The sequence below is a fragment of the Polaribacter sp. genome (assembly GCF_051251875.1).
In the GTDB taxonomy this organism is placed as follows: domain Bacteria; phylum Bacteroidota; class Bacteroidia; order Flavobacteriales; family Flavobacteriaceae; genus Polaribacter.
In genome coordinates this window covers 65,948-92,590 of the sequence record NZ_JBPOGL010000012.1, presented here as the reverse complement: position 1 = coordinate 92,590, position 26,643 = coordinate 65,948, and the positions used below count along the sequence as shown (strand labels likewise).

Here is a 26,643-nt window from a genome sequence, read left to right as displayed (position 1 = left end):
TGTTTTATCCAGTTTGTTATTTCGACTTTTTGGAGAAATCTCATCATCTTGCTCAATGATGTGTTCTCACTGTTATGAGACTTCTCAATGCTTCGAAGTGACAATTGTTGTTTTATCCAGTTTTTCATTTCGACTTTTTGGAGAAATCTCATAGTACTGGTTAATATTGTGTTCTCACTGTTGTGGGACTTCTCAATACTTCGAAGTGACAATTGTTGTTTTGTCTAGTTTGTCATTTCGACTTTTTGGAGAAATCTCATCATCTTGCTCAACCTTGTGTTATCACTGTTAGGGGACTTCTCAATGCTTCGAAGTGACAAGTTAAAACTAAAATGAATTGAACAAACCTCGCGTTAGCGATTGTAGCATTTGTTTGAGCTCTTTTTTGAGGGACGAAAAAAAAGCGAGTGCGAAAAGCGCGACCCTTGTGGTAACGCCCAAAAAAAACCGACACTTTCGCATCGGTTTAATTTTTTGTTCACAAATAATTGCGCACAGATTGTAATACTTAAAGACACTGCGTGTCTACCAAATTCTAACTCTGTCTTCTGGTTTTAAGTACATTTTATCTCCTTCTTTTACATCAAAAGCAGTGTAAAAAGCATCTACGTTTTTAAGCGGCATATATGCTCTGTACATTCCAGGAGAGTGTGTGTTGGTCATGATTAAGTTTTTTAAAGCTTCATCACGCATTTTTGTTCTCCAGATAGTTCCCCAAGATAAGAAAAAACGTTGTTCTGGCGTGTAACCATCAATATCTGCTGGTCTTCCGTTCTTTTGTAAGAAAATTTGTAAACCTTCATACGCAGATTGTACACCACCTAAATCTCCAATGTTTTCTCCTAAAGTATATTCGCCATTTAAGTGCATGCTGTCTATAGCAATAATGTCTGAATATTGTTTTATTAGTTGTCCGCCAATTTCTTTAAACTTTACAGAATCATCTTCTGTCCACCAGTTTTTTAAGTTTCCATCACCGTCAAAACGAGAACCAGAATCATCGAAACTGTGTGAAATTTCATGACCGATAACAGCTCCAATTCCACCATAATTTACAGCTTCATCTGCTTTGTAATCATAAAAAGGAGGTTGTAAAATTGCTGCTGGAAAAACGATTTCATTATTTACAGGATTAAAGTAAGCGTTTACAGTTTGTGGAGACATTCCCCATTCTGTTCTGTCTACTTCGCTTCCTAATTTTGCCATTTCTTTGTTGTAGTTCCATTTGCTTACATTAATGGCATTTTCGAAATAAGTACCACCTTCTTTTAATCCTTTAACTTGCAATGCTGAGTAATCTTTCCAAACATCTGGATACGCAATTTTTACTGTTAATTTGTGTAATTTTTCAAGCGCTTTTTCCTTAGTTACTTCACTCATCCAAGGCAATTGTGCAATTCTAGCTTCAAAACCTAGCATTACATTATCAATCATTTCTTTTGCTTTTACTTTTGCTTCTGGCGGAAACATTTTTTCTACATATAATTTTCCTAAAGCTTCACCAACAGCGCCATTTAAATTTCCTAAAGCACGTTCATCTCTTGCTCGTTGTTTTTTTGCACCACGCATTTCTTTTGCGTAAAACTCCCAATTTGCCGTTTCTAAATCTGTAGAAAGTAAACCTAATGAAGTGTTAATAGTGTTCCAACGTAGTAATAATTTAATGTCTGCTACAGAACGAGTTTTAACAATGTTACTCATAGCTTTAAAATAACCAGGATCTGTAACAATAACCGTATCTAGCTCTTTAACACCAATACCGTCTAAATGTGCTTGCCAATCTATTGCTGGTGCTAATTTTTGCAATTCTGCAATGGTCATTGGGTTGTAGATTTTACGAATATCTCTACGTTCTTCTTTAGACATCATTGGTTTTGCCAAACTAGTTTCAAAAGCAACAATTGTTGCTGCATTTTTTTGTGCAGTTGCTTCATCATCACCAAATTCTTGGAACATTTTTGCTACAAATTCTTGGTATTTTTCAAGTTTGTCTTTTACTTTATCATCTACATAATAATCTCTAGACAAGCCTAAAGAACCACCACCCATATATCCTGCATATTGGCTACTGTTTTTTAAATCATTAAACACGCCAAAACCGTAAAATCCGCCACCTCCGTAAGGTGCCATATTTGTTAAATAAGTTTCTACATCTTTTTTGGTTTTAATATCTTCTATTTTAGCTAAATATGGCAATACAGGTGCTTTTCCTTGTGCATTTCTAGCAACAGTATCCATAATACTTTCGTAATAATTTACTGCTTTTTCTTGATCTGAATCTATTTCATTTCCTTTGGCGTCTTTCACTTTTGGAAAATCTCTTTCTGCAATGGCTTTGTTTAAAATAACCAATACATCTGCGTCTGTTTTTTTACGAAGTTGATTAAAACCTCCCCAAGAAGTTTGATCGTCTGGAATTTCTGTTTTATCTAGCCAAGTACCATTTACGTGTCTAAAAAAATCGTCTGTAGGTTTTACAGTTTTATCCATGTTTTCTAAGACAATACCAGGGGCTTTTTCTACCGCTTTGTCTTGCTTACAAGCTACCAAACCTAAAGAGGCAATGGCAGATACAAAAAACACTTTTTTAATTGTTTTCATAATTATTTGAATTTGATTGATTTGAATTAATTAAATTAGTAACAATAATTACATATTGTTACATTTTTTAACTTTTTATTTTCGCCTTTGGCGGATTTGGTAATTGGTTAAAGCCCATATTAAATAAAGTAAACCCAAAAATATCTGCATATTGTTCTATGGTTTTTGCAACAGGTGTACCTGCGCCATGACCTGCATTTGTTTCAATTCTTATTAAAACAGGGTTTTCTCCAGATTGTTTTTCTTGTAATTCTGCAGCAAATTTAAAACTATGTGCAGGTACAACTCTATCATCATGATCTCCTGTGGTTACTAGTGTTGCTGGGTATTGTACGTTTTCTTTTACGTTGTGTACAGGTGAATATCCTTTTAAATAATCAAACATTTCTTTGCTGTCATCTGCGGTACCATAATCATACGCCCATCCTGCGCCAGCAGTAAATGTGTGATAACGCAACATGTCTAAAACACCTACTGCGGGTAGTGCAACTTTCATTAAATTTGGTCTTTGTGTCATGGTTGCACCTACTAAAAGTCCGCCGTTAGAACCACCACGAATTGCTAAATATTCTGATGAGGTGTATTTTTCTGCAATTAAATATTCTGCTGCCGCAATAAAATCGTCAAAAACATTTTGTTTTTTTAGTTGCGTACCTGCATCGTGCCATTTTTTACCATATTCTCCTCCGCCTCGTAAATTAGGAACGGCATATACACCACCTTGTTCCATCCAAACTGCGTTTGCAATACTAAAAGAAGGTGTTAAACTGATATTAAAACCTCCGTAACCATATAGAATAGTTGGGTTTTTCCCGTTTAATTCAACGCCTTTTTTATGTGTAATAATCATGGGTACTTTTGTGCCGTCTTTTGAGGTGTAAAAAACTTGTTTGCTTGTATAGGCTTCAGTATTAAAATCTACAGCAGGTTTCCAATAAGATTCATAGGTTCCGTCTTTTGGGTTCAATTTATATGAAGAGTTTGGTGTGCTATAATTTGTAAAAGAAAAATACAATTCTTTTGCTGCTGTTTTTCCACCAAAACCACCTGCAGAACCAACGCCAGGTAATTTTATTTCTCTAATTAATTTTCCGTCAAAATTATATTGCAATACTTTAGAAACGGCATCTACCATATATTCTGCGAAGAAATATCCTGCACCAGAATTTAAACTTAGTACGTTTTCTGTTTCTGGAATAAAATCTTTCCAATTTTCTGTAGTTGGATTTTTTGCATCAACAGTGACTACTTTTTTGTTTGGCGCATTTAAATTGGTAACCAAATAGAGTTTGCTGCCAATATTTTCTATTGGATAGGTATCACTATCTGTGTGATCTAAAATAGTAATCAAAGGGTTATTTGGCTTAGAAAGGTCTTTAAAAAACAACTTATTTCCGGATGTAGATACGCTTGCAGAGATAAAAAGATATGTATTGTCTTCAGACACATTACCACCAACATATCTGTGTTTTTCTGAAGCTTTTGCTCCAAAAATAACAGCATCTTCTTTTTGAGGTGTTCCTAGTTTGTGGTAATATAACTTGTGTTGATCTGTTTTTGCTGATAACTCACTTCCTTTTGGTTTGTCGTAACTAGAATAGTAAAAACCTTCGTTTTTGTACCAAGAAATTCCAGAAAATTTTACATCAACTAAAGTATCACCTTTAATGGTTTTAGATTCAGCATCTAAAATAATTATTTTACGCCAATCAGAACCACCTTCAGAAATTGCATAAGCAGCTGTTTTTCCGTCTTTAGAAAAACTTAAAGAGCCCAAAGATGTTGTTCCGTCTTCTGAAAACGTATTTGGATCTAAAAAAACTTCTGGTTCAGAATCTCCTTTTGTTCTATATACTACATATTGGTTTTGCAAACCATCATTTTTGTAGAAATACGTATAATCTCCTTCTATAAATGGTGTTCCTACTTTTTCATAGTTCCATAATTCAGACAAACGTTCTTTTAATTGTTCTCTGTATGGAATTTTATTTAAGTAATCAAAAGTAACTTCGTTTTCTGCCTTTACCCAATTCTCGGTTTCTGTGCTCCTGTCATCTTCTAACCATCTGTAATTGTCTACAACTGCGGTTCCAAAAATGGAATCTATTACGGGTTTTTGGGTTGTTTTAGGGTATTTCAAATCTATATTTCTTTGTTTTATTTCGTTTTTACAAGAAACCATAACTAGGCTTGCAAGTAAGATGGGTATTATTAATTTATTTTTCATAAAATTGAAGGTTAGCTTTACTTCAAAATTAACTGATATTTAACATATTCATAGTTATTTAACAACTTTTAACGTTTTGAATTTCATATTGTTGGTATTTTGTAATTTATGATATGTAAAAACGACTACTTTTGTATAGAAAATATTCAGTTTCCAAGTTTCTTGGAACTAATAAATAAATGAAAGAAACCTCAATATGGTTGAGAAAAATAGTAGATTATTATGACAGAAAATTTAACAAAAGCATCTTTTTTAGAAAAGGTGTTTAATTTTGAAGAAAACAAAACTTGGAAATTTGAAGGTAAAAGACCCGCATTAATAGATTTTTATGCAGATTGGTGTGGACCTTGTAAAGCAATAGCGCCTGTTTTAGAGCAATTATCTAATGAATACGAAGGTAAAATAGATATTTACAAAATAGATACGGAAGCAGAACAAGAATTATCTGCAGCATTCGGAATTAGAAGTATACCGTCTATGTTATTTTGCCCTGCGGAAGGAGAACCACAAATGGCAAATGGGGCATTACCAAAAGCAGAATTAGAACGTATTATTGCCGATGTTTTAAAGGTGACAAAGTAAAAAACACGTCATTGCGAGGAACGAAGCAATCTGCTTATAATTAAGCAAGAACATATTTTAAAATCCTGAAAGTAAATTTTCGGGATTTTTTTTATCAAAAAAAAACTATACATAAGAATTTGATGCATTAGAAAATTATGTATACATTTGTTACAAGAGAAGTGCTAATAATAACTTCTCGATACAATTTCGATTGAAAAAATCGCAATCACTCGAAGTGACAGAGAAAACAAATGTCAGTTCGAGTGGTTTTAAATTGAAGTGAAAACGAAAATTTAACATTGTATAGAGAACAGAATGGCTTCTCAATACAATTTCGATTGAAAAAATCGAAAATACTCGAAGTGACGGAGAAAACAAATGTCAGTTCCAGTGGTTTTAAATTGGAGTGAAAACGAAAATTTAACATTGTATGGAGAACAGAATGGCTTCTCGATACAATTTCGATTGAAAAAATCGAAATCACTCGAAGTGACAGAGGAAACAAATGTCAGTTCGAGTGGTTTTAAATTGAAGTGAAAACGAAAATTTAACATTGTATCGAGAACAGAATGGCTTCTCAATACAATTTCGATTGAAAAAATCGCAATCACTCGAAGTGACAGAGGAAACAAATGTCAGTTAAACAATTAAACAGTTACACGATTACACATTTTTACTATATGGGAAATCAGAAATTATACAAAGGTTCTTTACAAACCATCATTTTAAAGTTGTTAGAAACCAATGATAAAATGTATGGTTATGAAATTACGCAACACGTAAAAGAACTTACCAAAGGAGAATTAAAAATTACAGAAGGTGCTTTGTACCCTGCATTGCACAAATTAGAAGCTGATGGTTTGCTAGATGTTGAGGTTGCAAAAGTGGGAAACAGACTTAGAAAATATTACAAACTTACAGAAAGTGGTACCAAAGAAACTGCCAACAAGTTGGAAGAAATGCAAGAGTTTTTAAAAACAATGCAACATTTGGTGAATCCTAAATTTAGTTTGGAGTAAGATGGAGTTAATAGATACACATATAGAAGAACTTTACAAATTCACCAGAAAACATTATGTAGAATATTATGATGTACAAACCGAATTGGTAGATCATTTGGCAAACGATATAGAAAGTATTTGTGCCCAAAACCAAAAGTTATCTTTTGAACAAGCTAGAGATTTATCTTTTAAAAAATTTGGCATTTTTGGTTTTATGGAGGTTGTAGAAAGCAGACAAAAAGCAATGAACAAACGGTATTGGAAAATAATTTTACGCTTTGCCAAAGAATGGTTTACAGTTCCTAAAATTGTAATTACAATCAGTTATTTTGTATCACTTTTTTATATCTTAAGAATTCCATATTCTAAATATATTATTCTTGCCTTGTTGTTTATATTAGTTGTTTTCGATTTAATAAAACAATCTAAAGCGAAGAAAAACCATAAACAAAGAGAAGAAAAAAATGAGAAAATATTTCTCTTAGAATCTATGATTGGTGATACAAGACAAGGCTTCTCTGGACTAGCTTTTATTAATATCTTTAATTTAATTAATTTGATAAAAGTTCCTTTTAATTCACTAGAAAATTATGTATTGTTGATCATTTCATTTTCTTTAACGCTAATTACTATTTTGTTTTATGTAACAGGGTATGTAATGCCTGAAAAAGCAGAAGAATTGCTTGAGGAAACCTATCCAGAATATAAAATGGTAAAGAGCGATTAAATGAATTAAAGAATACTAGTGTCACTGCAACAGCAGGAGAAGTCTCATAAAGAAACTTACACAGAATAGAGCAATATTATAAGGTTTCTCCTAAAAATAGAAAAAACAAACTGGATGAAATAAAACTTTAAAAACAAAAAAATCTAAATAACCTGTAACAAAATCAATTTCTAAACTACTTATTATCAATCTAACTAATTACCCAAACGTATGATTTCACACTTTTTAAAATTAGAATGGAAACAATATTTCCGTTCTTCTCATTGGCAAAAAGGAATTGCCTTAAAAATAATAATGGGCTTTTTTGTGCTGTACTTTTTAGTTGTTTTTTTGGCAATAGGAATCGGTGGTTTTTTTGTTTTAAAGAAAGAATTTCCAGAATCAGATCCTTTACAGTTGGTGAATTCTTATTTACTTTTTGCTGTTTTAGCCGATTTACTTTTGAGGTATTTTATGCAGAAATTACCTATCATGAACATTAAGCCTTTGCTTATTTTGCCCATCAAAAAAAACATATTAGTACATTATGTTTTAGGAAAATCTGCCTTTTCGGTTTTTAATATATTAAGTCTTTTCTTTTACATTCCGTTTTCGGTGGTTTTAATTAAAGAAGGTTACAACATTGCGGGAGTTTTAGGTTGGTTGGCAACCATGATATTAATGATTCAATCTTCTAATTTCTTAAATTTTTTAATCAACAAAAACAATAAAGCGTTGGTAGTTATTGGAGCTATTTTAGTAAGTTTAATTGGTTTACAAAAATTCGGAATTTATGATGTAGTTGTCAATGGAGGCGCAATTTTCGACTTTATTTATCAAAATCCAATATACGCTTTGGTAGGTGTTGTAGTTTTGGCATTTTTATATCAATTAAATTACAAACAATTACGCAACCAAGTGTATTTAGATGAAGCTGTTGCCACAAAAGTGGAAGAAGCAAAATCTGTAGATTTATCTTTTGCAGATAGATTGGGAGATGTTGCGCCGTTTATAAAAAATGATATTCGTTTAATATGGAGAAACAAAAGAACCAAAACGGTATTTTTAATGTCTTTCTTATTTCTTTTTTACGGGCTTATTTTCTTTACGCAAGAAACTTATCAAAAAATGCCAGCAATGTTAATGTTTGCCTCATTATTTATTACCGGAGGATTTACATTAAACTACGGACAGTTTATTCCTGCCTGGGACAGCGCACATTATAAGATGCTTATGAGTCAGAGTTTTAGATACCGAAAATTTTTAGAATCTAAATGGGTTTTAATGGTGGCAATGACTACTATTTTATACTTTTTAAGTTTACCATATTTGTATTTCGGAATCGATATTTTTTTAATGATTACCGCTGGCGCCATTTTTAATATAGGTTTTAATTCGCTGTTTTTATTATACGCAGGCTCTTTTAACAGAAAAAGAATCGATTTAACAAAAGGAGGTTTTGGCAACACGCAAGGCACAAGCGCAACGCAGTTTCTTATTGTAATTCCTTTAATGCTGTTTCCAATGTTACTATTTTGGGTATTCGACAAATTTATAGGTTACAATTCTGGTTTTTTTGTGGTAGCTGCCATAGGAATCATTAGCTTATTGTTAAAAAATTACGCAATGAATTTTATCGAAAAAAAATACATTAAGGATAAATATATTATGATTAACGCTTTTGGAAAAGAAGCATAATTCAACATAAAAATACAATGATTACAATAGAAAAAATATCAAAAAAATACGGAAAAGCAGAAGTTTTAAATGTTGCTTCTATAGAAATTCCAACAGGACAAAGTTTTGGTTTGGTAGGAAATAATGGCGCAGGAAAAACCACTTTATTTAATATTTTGTTAGATTTAATAAGACCAACAACTGGCGCAATTACAAATAATAATATTGTAGTAAACCAAAGTGAAAATTGGAAAAACTTTACAGGTTCTTTTATAGATGAATCTTTTTTAATTGGGTATTTAACTGCGGAAGAATATTTTGAGTTTATAGGAGATTTGAGAGGGATGAACAAAGCGGATGTAAAATCTTTTTTAACGCAGTTTGATGAGTTTTTTAACGGAGAAATTGTTGGTAAGAAAAAATACTTGAGAGATTTAAGTAAAGGAAATCAGAAAAAAGCGGGTATTGTTGCAGCCTTAATGGGCAATCCGCAAGTAATAATTTTAGATGAACCCTTTGCAAATTTAGATCCAACAACACAAATACGTTTAAAATCGATTATAAAAACCTTAACAGAAAATAGAGAAATTACAGTTTTAATTTCTAGTCATGATTTAACACATGTAACCGAAGTTTGCGAGCGTATTGTTGTATTAGATAAAGGAATTGTGGTAAAAGATATAGAAACATCAACAGAAACATTAAAAGAATTAGAGCTATATTTTTCTGTTTAGAACTTTTTTACATCAATTTATAATTAGAATAAATTCTTAATTCTTTATTTATTCCTATTTTTACACTCTTAACCATACTATTTTTAAAAGAAAACAGTTGTAGTTAAGAGTTTTAGATTTGTAAATTAATTGTTTAACATAGATTTTATCTGAGTGAAATACATCAAAAAAATACTTTTATTGTTTGCTGTGTTTATGGCTGTGTATAGCTGTGGCACAAAAAAAGATACTATAATAAGTAGAAATTACCAGGCTTTAACCACTAAATTTAATGTGCTTTTTAACGGAAAAGAAGCTTTTAAAGAAGGTGTAACATCTATAGAAAATGGTTTTAAAGACGATTATTTTAATCAACTATCCATAGAACCTATAGAGTTTGAAGAAGACAAAATAGTAATTCCTAAATTCTCTAACGGATTGGGTTCTGGTTTTGATGATCAACCTGCCGAAGTTGAAAAAGAATTAACACCTTTTGAAATTGCTGAAGAAAAAGCTGTAAAAGCCATTCAAAAACATGGCATGAACATAAATGGTTATGAACGTAATAGACAAATAGATGATGCATATCTTTTATTAGGAAAATCTCGTTATTACTCGCAGCGTTTTATTCCGGCTTTAGAAGCTTTTAATTACGTTATTACTACCTATCCGAACGCTAATTTACTTGCAGAAACCAAAATTTGGAGAGCGAAAACAAATATTAGATTAGATAATGAAGAATTTGCCATAGAAACGCTTAAATTATTATTAATGGTAAATGACAGTATAGAAGCAGATTTACCAGATGTAATAAAAGAACAAGCGCATACAGCATTGGCAATGGCGTATGAAAAAGCAGACAGTTTACAAAAAGTAAAAAAGCATTTAGCATTAGCAACTAGAACTTTTAAAAACAAAGAACAAGCCGCTAGAAATATGTTTATTTTAGGACAAATTTATAGTTCAGAAAATAAAAAAGATTCTGCTACAATGGTGTTTAATAAGTTGATAAAAATTAGAAAAGCACCATACAAATACAAGATTCATGGACATATAGAAGTGGCTAAAAATTCAACAACAGATTCATCATCAGTGGTGTTGATAGAAAAAATGAATGCTCTTATAAAAGATAGAGATAATAGACCTTATTTAGATGAGTTGTATTATCAAGTAGGTGTTTTACATGAACAGAATGACAGTATAAATAAAGCAATATCAAATTATAACAAATCCTTACAAGCTAACAATGGTACTGTAAAGCAAAAAACTTTTACCTATGAGAAATTAGCAAATTTGTATTTCAAAGATTCAGAATATTTATTAGCTAGTAATTATTATGACAGTGTTATAAACGTAGCAGAAGATACTTTAAACTTGCGTTATAAACGTATTAAAAGAAAACATAAGAACTTGGCGTCTTTAATTAAATTTGAAGAAGTTGTTACTACAAATGATAGTATAATTAAAATTGTATCTTTATCTAAAGAAGACCAAACACTGTTTTTTCAAAATTATATAGAAAAATTAAAAAAGAAAGATGAAGAAATTGCACAGTTAAGGTTAAATCAATTGGCTTTTGGAGGCAGTTTTGGGGGTAATTCTTTACAATCGAGTAAAAAAGGCAAATGGTATTTTTATAACAATCAATCTTTAGCTTTTGGTAAAACAGAATTTACAAAAATTTGGGGTAACAGAAAATCAGAAGACAATTGGCGTTGGTCTTCTAAACAAGAATTTAATGAAACAGGTGCAGATTCTGTTCAAGTAAATCAGAAAAATTTACGGTATGATTTGGCTAGTTATTTAGAAACCATTCCTACCAGAAAGGAAGCTATAGATAGTTTAAAAACAGACAGAAATGAGGCATTGTACGAATTAGGTGTTATTTATAAAGAGCAATTTAAAAATAAAACTTTGGCGGTAAATAGGTTAGAAAGAGTAGCCACTTTACAACCAAAAAAAGAACTAGTTTTACCAATAAATTGGCATTTATATCAACTTCATACAGGGTTAAATAATGTTGAAAAAGCAAATAAACACAAAGAATTAATACTAGAAAAATACCCAGAAACACTTTTTGCACAACGCATAAAAAACCCTACAATAGATTTAACACAAGAATCTCTAAAGGTAAATGAAGTAGAAAATGCGTACAAAGAAGTATTTTATTTATACAAAGAAAATAAGTTTGAAGAAACGGTACTAAAAATAAATGAAATTTTACCAACACTAAAAAATGCTATATTAACACCAAAGTTTGAGCTTTTAAAAGCTTATGCAATAGGAAAATTCAACAACAAAGAAGCATACAAAACGGCTATGGAGTTTGTTGCTGTAAGTTACGGAAATACTGAAGAAGGAAAAAAAGCAAAAGAAATTATTAATCAACTTAATAACTAATCCTTACTTTATGTTTAGTAGCAAAGAAAAAAACACGGATAGAAAACGCGTTATGGAAAGAAATGTAATAGCAAAAAACACCTCTTTAGTTGGAGACATTAAATCTGAAGGAGACTTTAGAATAGATGGTACTTTAGAAGGAACTTTAACAACTCTTGGAAGAGTAATTATTGGTGTAGGTGGTTTTGTAAAAGGAAATGTAGTATCTGAAAATGCAGAAATTGAAGGTAGGTTTTCTGGTCAATTACAGGTTTCTAATACGTTAACGGTAAAGTCTGGAGCTCATATTACTGGCGATGTTACTATTGGTAAACTTTCTGTAGAACCAGGAGCTATATTTAATGCAACGTGTGCTATGAAAGGCGCTGTAAAAGAATTGAATCAACAAAATGCAAAACAAAAAGCCTCAGAAAAAACCGCTTAATAAAGCATTACAACTCTCAGGAGCAGGTTTGCAAATGGGGCTAACTATTTACTTAGGTTTTTTATTGGGTACTTGGTTAGATAAAAAATTTGAACTATCATTTTTAACTCAAACAATTACGTTGTTGGCTATTTTTTTAGCAATGTATTCACTAATAAAACAAGCGAATAAAATTAATGATTAAAAGCATTTTAGTGTTTACTGCTGTTTTTCTTTTTCTTTTTTTTGTAAGTTATTCTTTGCATGAATTTTTTATAAAAAATCAAGATATTATTTTACCTTTTTCACTGAAAAAAGTGTATATTTTCCACCTCGTATTTTCCTTGTTAATTTGTACTAATTTTCAAATCTTTTCAACTGTTGATAAAATTTTTGAACAACTAGGTTTTATCTACCTTGGTACTATTTTGTTAAAGTTAATGCTGTTTAGTCTTATCTTCTATACATCAATATTTGCAACGGAAACACTAGAGTTTACTGCAAGATTATCATTATTTATTCCAATGATTGTCTTTTTATTAACAGAAGCTATTTTTATAGCAAAAATTTTAAAGAAAAAACAATAATAAAAATTAGCGCTTAAAAAGGTTTGTAGTTTTGAAATATTCTATATCTTTGCCGCGAATTTAGAAAGCGTATTTTTACAATGAAGATTGCACAAAAACCAATCAAGTTTCTTTTAATAGCAGTAATAACTTTGTTCTCAGCAACAAGTTTTGCATCAGAATCTGATAAAAAACACGACGACCAAAAAGATGGCGGGCGTGTAAATTCGAAAGAAAAAGTAGAAGCTTATATTCTTCACCACATCAAAGATTCTCATGATTTTTCTTTGTTTTCATACACAAGTGATGAAGGAGAGAGAAAACATGTAGGGTTTCCTTTGCCAATTATTCTTTGGACAAGTGAAGGTTTGGTAACGTTTATGTCTTCGGAATTTCATCATAATGATGACGGTCATGTAATTGTGGAAAAAAGCAATTTGAAGTTTGCTAAAATCCATTCTAAAATATATGAACTAGAAGAAGGAGCAGAAGCAGTTACTTTTGATGAAACGCATCACGCAACAAATGCTCATAAATTATTAGATTTTTCTATTACAAAAAGTGCAGTGGGTATTTTGTTTATTGGTCTTTTATTGTTGTTCTGGTTTTCTAGATTGGCAAAACAATATAAAACTAAAAAAGTACCAACAGGCTTTGCAAGAGTTTTAGAGCCTTTAGTTTTATATGTTAGAGATGAAATAGCAAGACCAAATATTGGTGAAAAACATTATAGAAGATTTACAGGGTATTTATTAACTGTGTTTTTCTTTATCTGGGTATTAAACTTATTAGGTTTAACGCCTTTAGGATTTAATGTTACTGGGCAATTAGCTGTTACAGCTTGTTTGGCAATATTTACTTTAGTAATTTATACAGTTAGTGGAAATAAAGGGTATTGGATGCACATGTTGTGGATGCCAGGAGTACCTGTTTTAATTAGACCGGTTTTAGCAATTATAGAATTAGCTGGAGCTTTAATAATTAAACCATTTTCATTATTAGTACGTTTGTTCGCAAACATATCAGCAGGTCATATTGTGGTAATGAGTTTAATTGCAATTATGTTCACTTTAAAAGAATCTTTAGGGGTTGTAGGTGCAACAGGATTGTCTTTTGTCTTATCATTTTTTATATTATTAATTGAGGTTTTAGTGGCATTCTTACAAGCATATATCTTTACAATGCTATCAGCATTATTTATTGGTATGGCTGTAGAAGATCATGGAGAACATCATTAGTGAAAGTTTGTTTAATTTAATAAAAATACATTTATTATGTACAATTTAATTGGAGCAGGATTAATCGTAATCGGAGCAGGTATTGGTTTAGGTCAAATTGGTGGAAAAGCAATGGAAGGTATTGCTAGACAACCAGAAGCAACTGGAAAAATCCAAACAGCAATGATTATTATCGCTGCATTATTAGAAGGTTTAGCATTTGGTGCATTATTCTTAGGAAAATAATCCAAACAAAAACAAAAAAATAGCGTTCTGTAACGGTTGGTTACAGAACCTATTTTTAAATCTCCATTTTATGGAGATTACAAATTTTAAAGAAAATATTAAAAGAGTTCTTTTAAATTAAACAAAAAGAATAAAAAAATAAATAGTTTATAGAATGGAAACTTTATTAAACGATTTTTCACCAGGGTTATTTGCCGTTTCAACAATACTTTTGTTAGCATTAATTGCGTTGATGGTAAAATTTGCTTGGAAACCAATTTTAAACTCTTTAGAAGAAAGAGAAACTGTTATTAAAGATGCATTAGAATCAGCAGAAAATGCTCGTAAAGAAATGCAAAATTTACAAGCAGATAATGAAAAAATGATCAAAGAGGCTAGAGCAGAAAGAGATGCGATCATGAAAGAAGCAAGAAGTATTAGTGATACTATTATTGCTGATGCAAAAGAAGATGCAAAAGAAGTAACTACCAAGTTAATTGAAAATGCACAAGCTTCTATTATTCAAGAAAAGCAAGCAGCTTTAGCAGAAATTAAAAAGAGTGTTGCAGAATTATCTATTGGTATTGCAGAATCAGTAATTAAAAAAGAATTATCTAATAAGAAAGATCAACTAGCACTAGTAGAAGGTCTCTTAAAAGATGTTACTTTAAACTAAGTTAAGCATGAAAGACGCAAGAGCAGCAATACGTTATGCAAAAGCAATTTTAAATCTTGCTAAAGATTCAAAAGAGGAATCTGCGGTAAATGACGATATGTTATTTATAGCAACTACAATTTCTGAAAATAAAACTTTTGAAGTAATGTTAAACAGTCCTATTGTTAAATCTTCTGATAAAATAAAAGTTTTAAAAGCTTTGTTTGATGGGAAAGTAAACAATATTACGCTTGGCTTATTTCATTTATTACAAGATAATAAAAGAATAGTAATGCTTTACTCTATTGCAAAACAATATGCTGTTATTTATGATTTCGAAAAGCATTTGCAAGTAGCTAAAGTAACTACAGCTGTTCCTTTATCAAAAGAAATAGAGAAAGAAGTTTTGGCTAAAATTATATCCTTAACGGGTGATAAAGCAAATTTAGAAAATGAAATTAATCCGGCTATTTTAGGAGGATTTATTTTACGTGTTGGAGATGTGCAATATGATGCAAGTATCTCTAATTATTTAAACGAATTGAAAAAGGAATTTGACAATAGTCATTACATTCCAAAAATTTAATTATACATCAAATTATAAAAGATGGCAAGTATTAAACCAGCTGAAGTATCAGCAATTTTAAAGCAACAGTTAACTAACTTTGAAGCAAAAGCAACTTTAAACGAAGTAGGAACTGTTTTACAAGTAGGAGATGGAATTGCTCGTGTTTACGGTCTTTCTAATGTTCAATATGGTGAATTAGTAGAATTCGAAGACGGATTGGAAGCTATCGTATTAAACTTAGAAGAAGATAATGTAGGTGTTGTATTATTAGGATCATCAACTTCTATTAGAGAAGGTTCTACTGTAAAACGTACAGAACGTATTGCTTCTTTACAAGCAGGTGAAGGCGTTGTAGGACGTGTTGTAGATACTTTAGGAAACCCTATTGATGGTAAAGGACCAATTACTGGTAAAACTTACGAAATGCCTTTAGAGCGTAGAGCGCCTGGAGTTATTTATAGAGAACCAGTAACAGAACCATTACAAACTGGTATTAAATCTATTGATGCAATGATTCCTGTTGGTAGAGGTCAGCGTGAGTTAATCATTGGAGACCGTCAAACAGGTAAATCTACCGTTGCTTTAGATACCATCTTAAATCAAAAAGAATTTTACGATGCTGGTGAACCAGTATATTGTATATACGTTGCTATAGGTCAAAAAGCTTCTACAGTTGCAGCAATTGCAAACATGTTTGAAGAAAAAGGCGCACTAGCATATACAACAATAGTTGCAGCAAATGCATCAGATCCTGCAGCAATGCAAGTGTATGCACCATTTGCTGGAGCTGCAATTGGAGAATACTTTAGAGATTCTGGTAGACCTGCTTTAATCATTTATGATGATTTATCTAAACAAGCTGTTGCTTACCGTGAGATTTCTTTATTATTAAGAAGACCTCCAGGACGTGAGGCATATCCTGGTGATGTATTTTACTTACACTCAAGATTATTAGAACGTTCTGCAAAAGTTATTAATGATGATAAAATTGCAAGTGAAATGAACGATTTACCAGATTCTTTAAAAGGAATTGTAAAAGGTGGAGGTTCTTTAACTGCATTGCCAATTATTGAAACACAAGCAGGAGACGTTTCAGCATATATTCCAACAAACGTAATTTCTATTACAGATGGTCAGATTTTCTTAGATGGAGATTTATTTAACTCTGGTGTTCGTCCGGCAATTAACGTAGGTATTTCTGTATCTCGTGTTGGTGGTAACGCTCAGATTAAATCAATGAAAAAAGTATCTGGTACTTTAAAATTAGATCAAGCAGCATACCGTGAATTAGAAGCGTTTGCAAAATTTGGTTCAGATTTAGATGCAGCTACTATGAGTGTAATTTCTAAAGGACAACGTAACGTTGAAATTTTAAAACAAGCTCAAAATGATCCATATTCTGTAGAAGATCAAATTGCTATTATTTATGCAGGTTCTAAGAATTTATTAAAAGATGTTCCTGTAGATCAAGTAAAGAAATTTGAAAGAGATTATTTAGATTATTTAAACTCAAAACATAGAGATACTTTAGATACTTTAAAATCTGGAAAATTAACAGATGAAGTAATTGCTACTTTAACAGCAGCAGCTAAAGAAATTTCAACTCATTTTAATTAGCAGTTAATGTTCAGTAGTTAAGGGCAACCTTCTACTAATAATTAAGTACTAATAACTAATGATAACATATGGCAAACTTAAAAGAAATACGTAATAGAATTACCTCAATTGGTTCTACCATGCAGATTACATCTGCAATGAAAATGGTGTCTGCAGCAAAATTAAAAAAGGCGCAAGATGCTATTACAGCAATGAGACCTTATTCTTCTAAGCTTACAGAATTATTACAAAACTTAAGCGCAACTTTAGATAGTGATGCTGGTGGAGCGTATTCTATACAAAGACCTATACATAAAGTATTGTTAGTAACAATAACTTCAAATAGAGGTTTATGTGGTGGTTTTAACTCTTCTATAACCAAAGAAGTAATTAAAACTGTTAATGAAAAATATGCAGATAAAACAGTAGATATTTTTGCCATAGGTAAAAAAGGAGGCGCTATCTTATCTAAATTGTACAACCTTGTTGATTCTAGAAATGATATTTATGACGATTTAACGTTTGATAATGTTGCACTTATTGCAGAAGAGTTAATGAGTTTTTATGCGGAAGGTAAATATGATAGAATAGAAATTGTTTACAATCAATTTAAAAATGCGGCTACACAGTTGCCACAAGTAGAACAATTTTTACCAATTAAACCAATTGAAGGAGGAGATGCAGCTGCAGTAAATTCAGACTATATTTTTGAACCTTCGAAAGAAGAAATTGTATTGGCGTTAATTCCAAAATCTTTAAAAACACAATTATATAAATCTATTAGAGATAGTTTTGCATCAGAACACGGAGCTCGTATGACAGCAATGCATAAAGCTACCGATAATGCAAAAGATTTAAGAGACGATTTATTATTGACATACAACAAAGCGCGTCAAGCAGCAATTACTAATGAGATATTAGAAATTGTAGGTGGTGCTGAAGCTTTGAATAATTAGAGGTACACTTTAATTTAATAAATAAAAATCGCAGTTGATTCTTTTGAATCAATTGCGATTTTCTTGTTTTTATGTATTTTACATCTTTGCGAATGCTTGTATTATGTTTTATAATGTTCTTGCTTTGATAGAAAATGCTTAGGTAATACAAACCTTATATCAAGATTCAAAGTCATCTAGCGCGTCTCCATATCATTCATAAGAAGGAATATCTAATCTTTCTAATGTAGGAATTCTCGTTCCACAAGAACTAAATTTTTCTTCCAAAGTCATTTTGTAAAGTACATCTTCAACCCTGTTATTTATTTTTGGCTTTGAATCTTTCCATACATTTTATAAGAATATTTAAATAATAGTAGAAATTTGTTTACATTTCATAGAATTGAATTTTAAAAGTTAATAAATTCAATTATTACAGGAAGACACAACTAGCTGTAAAAAAACTTTTCTTAAAGATACATGAACCCTTAATACTATACCTTGGCATAGCATTTGAAATAAAATCCATAAAAATGAAACCAATGAAAATTTTATCAATAGTAGTTATTCTATTAAGTTTTTTACAATGCAAAAGTGTAAAACTAGACAAAGGAATTCCTTTTGAAATAACATCTGCAAGCTATACAAATTGGGACGGTGGCCAAGCAGGCGTTAGTGGTACTAGAGTTGAAATTAAGTTAAAAACTGCATCAAATATTATTTTTGATTCACTCTATTTTCAAAATAAAGTAACTAAAGTTGAAGTAAAAAATAACAAAGAAACCACCTTGCTAATGGGGCATTTTAATACTTCCAAAAGAAATGATAGAGATTTTATTTTAGATATGGATAGTAAAAATGAACTTCATAATCCCATTCCGGAAAGGAAGAAGTTTCCTTTTAAATTAAAAGAAAATGAAGCAATAATTAGGTATAGAATTTCAGATACAGTACGGTATTTTAAAATTGAAAATGTACAAAAACAAAAAATAAATATTGATGGAATGAGAATTCAATAAACAGCTTTTTTATTTTTGGCACGCATTTTGGAATTACATAAATAGAACCATAAAAAATAAGCGTATGAAATCTTTAAAACTACTTTTCGCAATTATAATTACTGCAGCAACTTTTAGCTCTTGTACAACACATCAAGATATTTTTGTAGATAATTATCAACCTCAAATTACCTTAGAAGAGATAGTCTCTGGTTATGATTTATGGTATGTAGATTATCATAGAACAACCGGTAATGGAGATGTACCTTATGTTTCTAGGGCTTTTACTTTATCTTTTTATAACGGTATTTTATATGCAAATAATAATATTGTAGATATTGGTAGAACAGGAAATGGTTTTGGCATTGATGTAGGAACTTACAATACCTATAATGGGGAGTTGCAAACAAATCATGATATAGATGGTGCAAATGATTTTGAAGTTACCCAAATTTCTACCAATGAAATTAGAATTTATAATTACAGACAAAATGTAAATTATTATTTAATAGGATATCAAAAAAATCAGTTCGATTATGATAAATTATTCTATGAAAATATAGAATATTTTTTACAAGAATATCAAGATTGGGAAAAAATAAGTACAAAAGGTGGTGTTGTAAATGCGTTTGATGATGAAAATTATTTACAATTTATTCCAGAGGATATTACCATTTTTAAAAGCTCTCAAGATACTTATGGCACACAAGTTGATAATATATATTGGGATTACATTGGTGGTTATGAAGTGTTTGATGTAACAGGTTATGAAAACCTAAAAATATTAACACTAAATTATGATGGTGGAGACATTGAAGAGTTTGAATTAACTGTTATTAATGATGGAAGAATAGAATTGTATAATGTAAATTCAGAAACTACTTATGAGTTTTTAGGAAGAGGATTTATACAGTATAAGAAAGGAGTAGAAGTGTCAGAAAACGCAAAACCAGCGGTAAGGAACAACAATAGAAAACGTACTAAGGTAGAAAGAAAAACAAAGGTTAGAAGAAATTTAAAATAAAGTTTGGTTAGTTGATTTTTGGTTGGTTACTTGTTTGTAACCAATTGAAAGGAATACCGCTCTGAAAAGAGCGGTTTTTTCTATGTATACTATTTGCAGCAGTATTTTATCTACGTACATCTGATTCTTTTTATATCTTTGAATTTCGCAAAAAAAAAATAAAGAATGGATAATTTTGTGCTCTATTTTAATATGGGTTTAAATCATGTGTTAGATTTTGAAGCCTATGATCATGTATTGTTTTTAATTGTATTGGCAGTAGTTTTTAATTTTAATCAATGGAAAAAAGTGTTATGGTTAATTACATTTTTTACTATTGGTCATTCTGTAACTTTGGCGCTATCTGCTTACGGAATTTTAAAAATTAGAATGGATATTATTGAATTTTTAATTCCTGTAACCATTTTTATCACAGGAGTTATCAATGTATTATTCGCTAAAAAAGCATCCATCGGAAAAGATAATATCAATTTAGTTTTTGCCTTGTTTTTCGGACTCATTCATGGTTTAGGTTTTTCTAATTATTTTAAAATGATGATTGGTAAAGAAGAAGACAAACTTTTACCTTTATTAGAATTTGCTTTGGGTATAGAAATGTCTCAAATTATTATTGTATTTGGAATATTATTAATTGGTGCATTTTTGCAAAATTTAGTTCAGGTAACAAGAAGAGATTGGGTATTGGTATGTTCATCTATCGTAATAGGTTTTTCTATACCAATGATGATAGAACGCGTGTTTTGGTAAAACAGAGCAGCACCTTTTTTGTTAAATTTTGTCTATTAATTAACGCAACATTTCTATAAATCTTTTTACTTTCGTTCAATGACAGAGAAAAAACAATTAAAATATGATACAGCTTACCTAAAAATGGCGTTCGAATGGGGAAAACTTTCTCATTGCGAACGCAAACAAGTAGGAGCTTTAATTGTAAAAGATAGAATGATAATTTCTGATGGATTTAACGGAACTCCAACCGGTTTCGATAATTGTTGTGAAGATGAAGATGGTGTAACCAAATGGGAGGTTTTACATGCAGAAGCCAATGCCATTTTAAAAGTAGCTAGTTCTACTCAATCAGCAAAAGGAGCCACATTATACATTACTTTATCGCCCTGTACACAATGCAGTAAATTAATTCATCAAGCAGGCATTAAACGCGTTGTTTATGCAAATTCTTATAAAGATACTTCGGGGTTACAATTTCTAGAAAAAGCAGGTGTAGCTCTAAAACATTTACCGTATGAAAAATAAACATTACCTACCAATTTACTTTTCTATTGCTGTAGTTTTTGGTATTTTAATAGGAGTTTCTTTCGGAGGAAAATCTAGCAATATATTGTCTCTATCTAAAAATTCATCGCAAGAATTAAAGATTAAAAGACTTATCAATTTTATAGAAAAAGATTATGTAGATACCATTAATACAGAAGAATTATTGGACGGTGCTATTTCAGAAATGTTGGGTAAATTAGATCCACATTCTGTCTATATTCCAAAAGAAAATTTGCAAGCAGTTACAGAAAATATGCAAGGTAATTTTGTTGGAATAGGAGTGCAATTTAGAATTATAAATGATACCATTACCGTTATTCAACCTATAAAAGGAGGTCCAAGTATAAAAGCGGGTATTAAAGCCGGAGACCGAATTTTAATGGCAAATAAAGACACACTTTTTGGTAAAGAAATGATGAGTGATATTGTGCCAGATTACCTAAAAGGAAAGCCAAACACAAAAGTTGCGCTTAAAATATATAGAAAAAGCAATGACTCCATTTTTACTGTTGATATTGCTCGCGGAAAAGTAAATATTAAAAGTGTAGATTTAGCGTATATGATAAATGATTCTGTGGGATACATAAAACTAGATAGGTTTGCTAGAAATACCTTCACAGAATTCAAATCTTCACTCGCAGAACTTTTAAAGAGCGGAATGACAGATTTGGTGTTAGATTTAAGAGGAAATGGCGGTGGTTTTATAGATATTGCCAACAGTATTGTAGATGAGTTTTTAGAAGATGATAAACTAATTGTTTTTACAAAAAATAATAAAAATAAAATTGAAGAATCTTTTGCTACTTCAAAAGGTGATTTTGAAAATGGAGGTTTGTATGTTTTAATTGATGAAAATTCTGCGTCTGCATCAGAAATTGTTGCAGGAGCATTGCAAGACAATGATAAAGGAACTATTATTGGACGTAGGTCTTTTGGAAAAGGTTTGGTACAAATAGAAATGGATTTGGGAGATGGCTCTGCAGTGCGCTTAACAACGGCACGTTATTATACACCAACTGGGCGTTCTATTCAAAAACCTTATGACCATGACGGAAGCTCAAGTTATTATAAGGATTATCAAAAAAGAATTTCTAACGGAGAGTTATTAAGTAAAGACAGTATAAAAGTAGTAGATTCTTTAAAATATACAACACCAAAAGGAAAAACGGTGTATGGCGGTGGTGGAATAATACCAGATGTTTTTGTTGCAATAGACACTACTTCTTACATCTCTAATTTTTATTTTAATTCAATCAATAATTATGCTTTTGATTATGTAGATACAAATAGAAAAGAATTAAAAAAATGGACAATAGATACTTTTATTGCGAAATTTGATGCAGATGACACCATTTTAAATAAGTATCTTGTTAGTATTAAAGATATTACAAAACCATCATATAAAACAAAACAACGCGTAAAAAAATACTTAAACTCAGCCATTGCAAATACGCTTTTTGGTGATGTTGGTTTTTATAGAACCATGCATCAAGATGATAAAATGTTGCAAAAGGTTTTGGAGTTGGAAAGTAAACAAGAATAACCTTTCTTTGTACAAATGATTTCAATTACCACTTCAAAAAATAAAAAAGTTTACTTTGCTTCAGATCAGCATTTAGGCGCGCCAACTCCAGAAGCAAGTTTTCCAAGAGAAAAAAAGTTTGTGGCTTGGTTAGATATGGTTAAAAAAGATGCCGAAGCAATTTTTTTATTAGGTGATTTATTCGATTTTTGGTTTGAGTATAAGACCGTTGTTCCTAAGGGATTTGTACGGGTTTTAGGAAAGTTAGCCGAAATTAAAGATTCCGGAATTCCTATTTACTTTTTTATTGGAAATCATGATTTATGGATGAATGATTATTTCGAAAAAGAATTAAATATTCCCGTTTTTCATCAACCACAAGAATTTCTAATCAACAATAAACTTTTTTTAATTGGTCATGGAGACGGTTTAGGTCCTGGAGATCACGGTTACAAACGCATGAAAAAAGTATTTACATTTCCTTTGTTTAAATGGATGTTTAAATGGTTACACCCAGATTTAGGTGTAAAATTAGGGCAATATATGTCCGTAAAAAATAAACTTATTTCTGGTGATGAAGATGCAAAATATTTGGGTGATGAAAATGAATGGTTGGTACAGTATTGCAAACAAAAACTAACCACTAAACACTATGATTATTTTGTGTTTGGACACAGACATTTGCCTTTAGAAATTAAACTAGAAGAAAACGCTACTTATGTAAATCTAGGAGATTGGATTCATTATTTTACCTATGGTAAATTTGAAACCGACTTGAAACTTTTGGAATACACAGAATAAAAAAAAGCGGCAATTTTGCCGCTTTTTTAAATATAAAATTATTGGTTTATTTTAAGTTTAAACTTATTCTTGCAAATAAGAATCTACCACCAATACCAAATTGTTGTGCTCTTCTAGACCAATCAAAACGCCCATCACTTCTATTACCATAAGAAGCTTCTGCCATATCTGGGTAAATATCTAACAAGTTATTTGCGCCCACTGTTAATGTTAAATTATCTGTAGCTTTATAACCAAAAGATAAATCTGTAACCACTTTAGAACCAAAAACCTGTTGGTTTGCAACTACTGTGGTAGCTTCTGTTACTTCACCAAAATATACATTTCTTAGAAAAATATTGAATTTACCAGCTGTAAAACTATTTGTTAAGTTTAACTTAGTTCTTGGCACTGCTTCTTCTAAATACACCCTACTATCTTCAGGGAAATAGGTGCTAACTAAACCTGCATTCTCTAAAACTGTAGATGCATTAATATCACCTACTTGTTCTGTTTTAGATAAAGTAGCAGATAAATCTGATTTTAATCTAGAATTAGAACCAAAGTCTGCTTTATGTGTAATCACAAAATCAATTCCTTTAGAACGCGTGTCTATTGCATTGGCAAAAAAGGATGCCGCAGAAGCATTTGCTTGGGCTAATAAATTATCTAATTCTGTCCCAGTACCTGGTCCTTGAAACTGACCAGTATAAACCACTCTATCATCAATATTAACAAGATAACCATCTAAAGTTAAAGTAATATTTGCATCTGGTAATTTTGCGGTAAAACCTGCACTAAAACTCGTAGAAGTTTCTTCTTTTAATTGAGGAATGCCTAATAATTGTGCTGCTCTACTATCATTTGCAAAAGTTCCTACTTCTTGTGGATCTCCGTTTTGATCAAAAATAGTTGAGGTAGAATTAAAGTTTATTTGGTGTAAAGAAGGCGCTCTAAAACCAGTGTTAAAAGAAGCTCTAATTCTAAAATTTTCTGACGCTTTAATTAAAGTAGCCAATTTAAAGTTTACTGTTGATCCAAAATCTGAGTAATTTTCAAAACGTGTAGCAAAATTTGCTGAAAAAGCTTCAGTAAAACTTGCGTCTAAATCTATATAACCAGCAACACTACTTCTTCCTCTAGACAACTCATTACTTGGACTAAAACCTGGAAACACTTGAGAACCTCCTGGTCTACGACTTCCAAAAAAGTCTAATAAAGGTGTTTGTGTTGATAAGGTAATTGCTTCACCTGCGGCAGTGTATTGCGTATATGATGCTTCTTCACCGGCTGTAATCTCATAATTTTCTAAACGATATTCTGCACCAAAAGCTACTCCCAAACCTTCAAATGTATCTTCGTAAAATTTGTTTAAATCTAGGTTTACTGTATTTTGAGCAAAAGCAAAACCACCAGCATCAAAAACTGTTGGAGATGCATTTCCTTGAGATGCATTAAAGGTATTACCAATCAAATAATCAAATGCATTTTTACCGTAGGTATTTGAAAAATCTACATTCCATTCTCCAACTTTACCTTTAATTCCTACTGCTAAAGATTTGTCTGAAATAGTAGAATTAATCTCAGGTAAAAAACCGTTAATATATGCAGGCGTATATGTTCTACTTTGGTTTGGTAACCTATAAAAACCGGCAGAATTACCGTCTCTAGAACCTAAACCAGCAAAAGAATATAATTCTGTACCATTATCATCTAAAGGCAATTTAAAGTTGGCAAAAAATCTACCACCACGCACTTTAGATTGTCCAACTCTCATGTTAAAATCTTTTCTTTCTAAACCTCTTGCTGCTAATTCTGCAGTTGTATTGTCTCCAGATAAAATGCCTTGTAATTGAGTTTTTGTTGTTGCTCCGTTTAAATTAATTCCCGCTTGGTTTGCATACTGTATAACATCGTTTACATCATTATCTAGTAATTTAGAAAGATCATAACCATCATTGTTTGCAAATCTTTCTACCGTATTATATAGGTTAAATATGGTTCCTTCCCATTCTTTCATTCTGCTGTAATCTTCTCTTACATCAAAATCTCCAGTAAAGTTAATAAATCCACCTTTATCACCAATTGGCAATCCGTAGTTAGCACTAATATTAGTGGTTTGTCCGTCTACACCACCAGTTTGTCCGTTTGCATTTTTACTAAAATTTGCACCAGTAGTAACTGTTAAGGTTAATTCATTAACACTTTCATTTAAAACAATATTAATAACCCCAGCAATTGCATCAGAACCATATTGTGCTGCTGCTCCATCACGTAAAACTTCAATTCTTTTAATAGAAGCTGCTGGTATTGCATTTAAATCTGTACCTACACTACCTCGTCCGAAAGTCCCGTTTACGTTTACTAAAGAAGAAGTGTGTCTTCTTTTACCATTGATTAATACCAAAACCTGATCTGGTCCTAAACCTCTTAGTGATGCCGGATCTATGTGATCTGTACCATCAGAAATGGTTTGCGTATTTGACGTAAATGAAGGTGCTACAAAATTTAAAATCTGATTTAAATTAACCTGCGGAGATGACGCTGCCAACTCTTTTATATCTACAATATCTATAGGAACAGGAGAATCTATAGCTGTTCTATTAGGGTTTCTAGATCCAATAACTACAACTTCTTCTAAAGAATTATCTTCCTTTATCACAATTGTTAAATAGCTTGTTTTACTAACATTTACCTGTTTGGTAGCAAAACCCATAGAAGAAACTATTAATTTAACAGGTAAACTTTTTACGTTAATAGAGAACTCTCCGTTGTCATCTGTTACAGTTCCATTGCTTGTTCCTTTTTCAACAACATTCATATAAGGTAAACCACCGCCAGATGAATCTGTAACTTTACCTTTTATTGTTTGTGCTACCAAAGCCATTGGGAGCATAAATAATAAGGCAATTACTAAACTTTTAAACATGTAATTTTCTTTCATATTATATATATTTTTGAATTATTATCAACAAATATGGCTTTATTTA

The 26,643-nt window shown here is 31.1% G+C and carries 24 protein-coding genes; 21 read left to right on the top strand and 3 right to left on the bottom strand.

From position 1 onward, the window contains the following. Positions 1–525 precede the first annotated feature (525 nt). Both ACSHW5_RS07680 and ACSHW5_RS07675 read right to left on the bottom strand, forming a co-directional pair. On the bottom strand, positions 526–2,601 hold the full coding sequence (locus ACSHW5_RS07680; protein WP_435675529.1) for a M13 family metallopeptidase: 2,076 nt from the start codon (positions 2,599–2,601) through the stop codon (positions 526–528). Positions 2,602–2,668: 67 nt separating this feature from the next. Then, complete coding sequence (locus ACSHW5_RS07675; protein WP_435675528.1) at positions 2,669–4,828, bottom strand: prolyl oligopeptidase family serine peptidase; 2,160 nt, start codon at positions 4,826–4,828, stop codon at positions 2,669–2,671. A gap of 222 nt (positions 4,829–5,050) precedes the next feature. On the opposite strand from ACSHW5_RS07675, the gene trxA reads away from it, so the two are divergent. The 21 genes from trxA (at position 5,051) to ACSHW5_RS07570 (ending at position 23,674) form a co-directional block, all read left to right on the top strand. Continuing rightward, positions 5,051–5,410 (top strand): thioredoxin, encoded by a 360-nt coding sequence (gene trxA / locus ACSHW5_RS07670; RefSeq protein ID WP_435675527.1) that lies wholly within the window; start codon positions 5,051–5,053, stop codon positions 5,408–5,410. Between the two features lie 662 nt (positions 5,411–6,072). Continuing rightward, a complete protein-coding gene (locus ACSHW5_RS07665) occupies positions 6,073–6,411 on the top strand; it encodes a PadR family transcriptional regulator (RefSeq protein WP_435675526.1) in 339 nt (112 codons plus the stop codon). 1 nt (position 6,412) lies between these two features. Then, a complete protein-coding gene (locus ACSHW5_RS07660; protein ID WP_435675525.1) occupies positions 6,413–7,120 on the top strand; it encodes a hypothetical protein in 708 nt (235 codons plus the stop codon). Between the two features lie 210 nt (positions 7,121–7,330). Next, positions 7,331–8,797 (top strand): DUF5687 family protein, encoded by a 1,467-nt coding sequence (locus tag ACSHW5_RS07655; RefSeq protein ID WP_435675524.1) that lies wholly within the window; start codon positions 7,331–7,333, stop codon positions 8,795–8,797. Positions 8,798–8,814: 17 nt separating this feature from the next. Further along, positions 8,815–9,510: an ABC transporter ATP-binding protein gene (locus tag ACSHW5_RS07650; protein ID WP_435675523.1), complete on the top strand. Its 696-nt coding sequence runs from the start codon at positions 8,815–8,817 to the stop codon at positions 9,508–9,510. Between the two features lie 153 nt (positions 9,511–9,663). Further along, positions 9,664–11,889 (top strand): tetratricopeptide repeat protein, encoded by a 2,226-nt coding sequence (locus ACSHW5_RS07645; RefSeq protein ID WP_435675522.1) that lies wholly within the window; start codon positions 9,664–9,666, stop codon positions 11,887–11,889. Between the two features lie 10 nt (positions 11,890–11,899). Then, complete coding sequence (locus tag ACSHW5_RS07640) at positions 11,900–12,313, top strand: bactofilin family protein (RefSeq protein WP_435675521.1); 414 nt, start codon at positions 11,900–11,902, stop codon at positions 12,311–12,313. Beyond that, positions 12,279–12,497: an AtpZ/AtpI family protein gene (locus ACSHW5_RS07635; protein ID WP_435675520.1), complete on the top strand. Its 219-nt coding sequence runs from the start codon at positions 12,279–12,281 to the stop codon at positions 12,495–12,497. The genes ACSHW5_RS07640 and ACSHW5_RS07635 overlap by 35 nt, the downstream gene beginning before the upstream one ends. Next, a complete protein-coding gene (locus ACSHW5_RS07630; protein WP_435675519.1) occupies positions 12,490–12,879 on the top strand; it encodes a DUF6168 family protein in 390 nt (129 codons plus the stop codon). The genes ACSHW5_RS07635 and ACSHW5_RS07630 overlap by 8 nt, the downstream gene beginning before the upstream one ends. 80 nt (positions 12,880–12,959) lie before the next feature. Further along, positions 12,960–14,096 carry a F0F1 ATP synthase subunit A gene (gene atpB, locus ACSHW5_RS07625; RefSeq protein ID WP_435675518.1) on the top strand — a complete coding sequence of 379 codons (1,137 nt, stop codon included), beginning with the start codon at positions 12,960–12,962 and terminating at the stop codon, positions 14,094–14,096. Between the two features lie 36 nt (positions 14,097–14,132). Further along, complete coding sequence (gene atpE / locus ACSHW5_RS07620) at positions 14,133–14,321, top strand: ATP synthase F0 subunit C (protein ID WP_013993139.1); 189 nt, start codon at positions 14,133–14,135, stop codon at positions 14,319–14,321. A 154-nt stretch (positions 14,322–14,475) separates the two neighbouring features. Continuing rightward, positions 14,476–14,976 (top strand): F0F1 ATP synthase subunit B, encoded by a 501-nt coding sequence (locus ACSHW5_RS07615; protein WP_435675517.1) that lies wholly within the window; start codon positions 14,476–14,478, stop codon positions 14,974–14,976. 7 nt (positions 14,977–14,983) lie between these two features. Further along, positions 14,984–15,541 (top strand): ATP synthase F1 subunit delta, encoded by a 558-nt coding sequence (gene atpH / locus ACSHW5_RS07610; protein WP_435675516.1) that lies wholly within the window; start codon positions 14,984–14,986, stop codon positions 15,539–15,541. A 21-nt stretch (positions 15,542–15,562) separates the two neighbouring features. Further along, positions 15,563–17,140, top strand: a complete 1,578-nt coding sequence (gene atpA / locus ACSHW5_RS07605) for a F0F1 ATP synthase subunit alpha (RefSeq protein WP_435675515.1) — start codon at positions 15,563–15,565, stop codon at positions 17,138–17,140. 68 nt (positions 17,141–17,208) lie between these two features. Beyond that, positions 17,209–18,075 carry an ATP synthase F1 subunit gamma gene (gene atpG, locus ACSHW5_RS07600; RefSeq protein ID WP_435675514.1) on the top strand — a complete coding sequence of 289 codons (867 nt, stop codon included), beginning with the start codon at positions 17,209–17,211 and terminating at the stop codon, positions 18,073–18,075. Positions 18,076–18,596: 521 nt separating this feature from the next. Continuing rightward, entirely contained in the window at positions 18,597–19,073 is a 477-nt protein-coding gene (locus ACSHW5_RS07595) for a hypothetical protein (protein ID WP_435675513.1), read from the top strand. A gap of 64 nt (positions 19,074–19,137) precedes the next feature. Next, complete coding sequence (locus tag ACSHW5_RS07590; RefSeq protein WP_435675512.1) at positions 19,138–20,076, top strand: hypothetical protein; 939 nt, start codon at positions 19,138–19,140, stop codon at positions 20,074–20,076. Between the two features lie 165 nt (positions 20,077–20,241). After that, on the top strand, positions 20,242–20,823 hold the full coding sequence (locus ACSHW5_RS07585; protein WP_435675511.1) for a HupE/UreJ family protein: 582 nt from the start codon (positions 20,242–20,244) through the stop codon (positions 20,821–20,823). Positions 20,824–20,901: 78 nt separating this feature from the next. Beyond that, complete coding sequence (locus ACSHW5_RS07580) at positions 20,902–21,330, top strand: deoxycytidylate deaminase (RefSeq protein ID WP_435675510.1); 429 nt, start codon at positions 20,902–20,904, stop codon at positions 21,328–21,330. Further along, positions 21,320–22,894, top strand: coding sequence for a S41 family peptidase (locus ACSHW5_RS07575; RefSeq protein WP_435675509.1), 1,575 nt, complete (start codon positions 21,320–21,322; stop codon positions 22,892–22,894). Before ACSHW5_RS07580 ends, ACSHW5_RS07575 begins: the two co-directional genes overlap by 11 nt. A gap of 15 nt (positions 22,895–22,909) precedes the next feature. Next, the gene (locus tag ACSHW5_RS07570) at positions 22,910–23,674 is read left to right on the top strand and encodes a UDP-2,3-diacylglucosamine diphosphatase (RefSeq protein ID WP_435675508.1); all 765 of its coding nucleotides are present in this window, start codon (positions 22,910–22,912) and stop codon (positions 23,672–23,674) included. A gap of 46 nt (positions 23,675–23,720) precedes the next feature. On the opposite strand, the gene ACSHW5_RS07565 is transcribed toward ACSHW5_RS07570, so the two are convergent. Beyond that, the gene (locus ACSHW5_RS07565) at positions 23,721–26,597 is read right to left on the bottom strand and encodes a TonB-dependent receptor (protein WP_435675507.1); all 2,877 of its coding nucleotides are present in this window, start codon (positions 26,595–26,597) and stop codon (positions 23,721–23,723) included. Positions 26,598–26,643 lie beyond the last annotated feature (46 nt).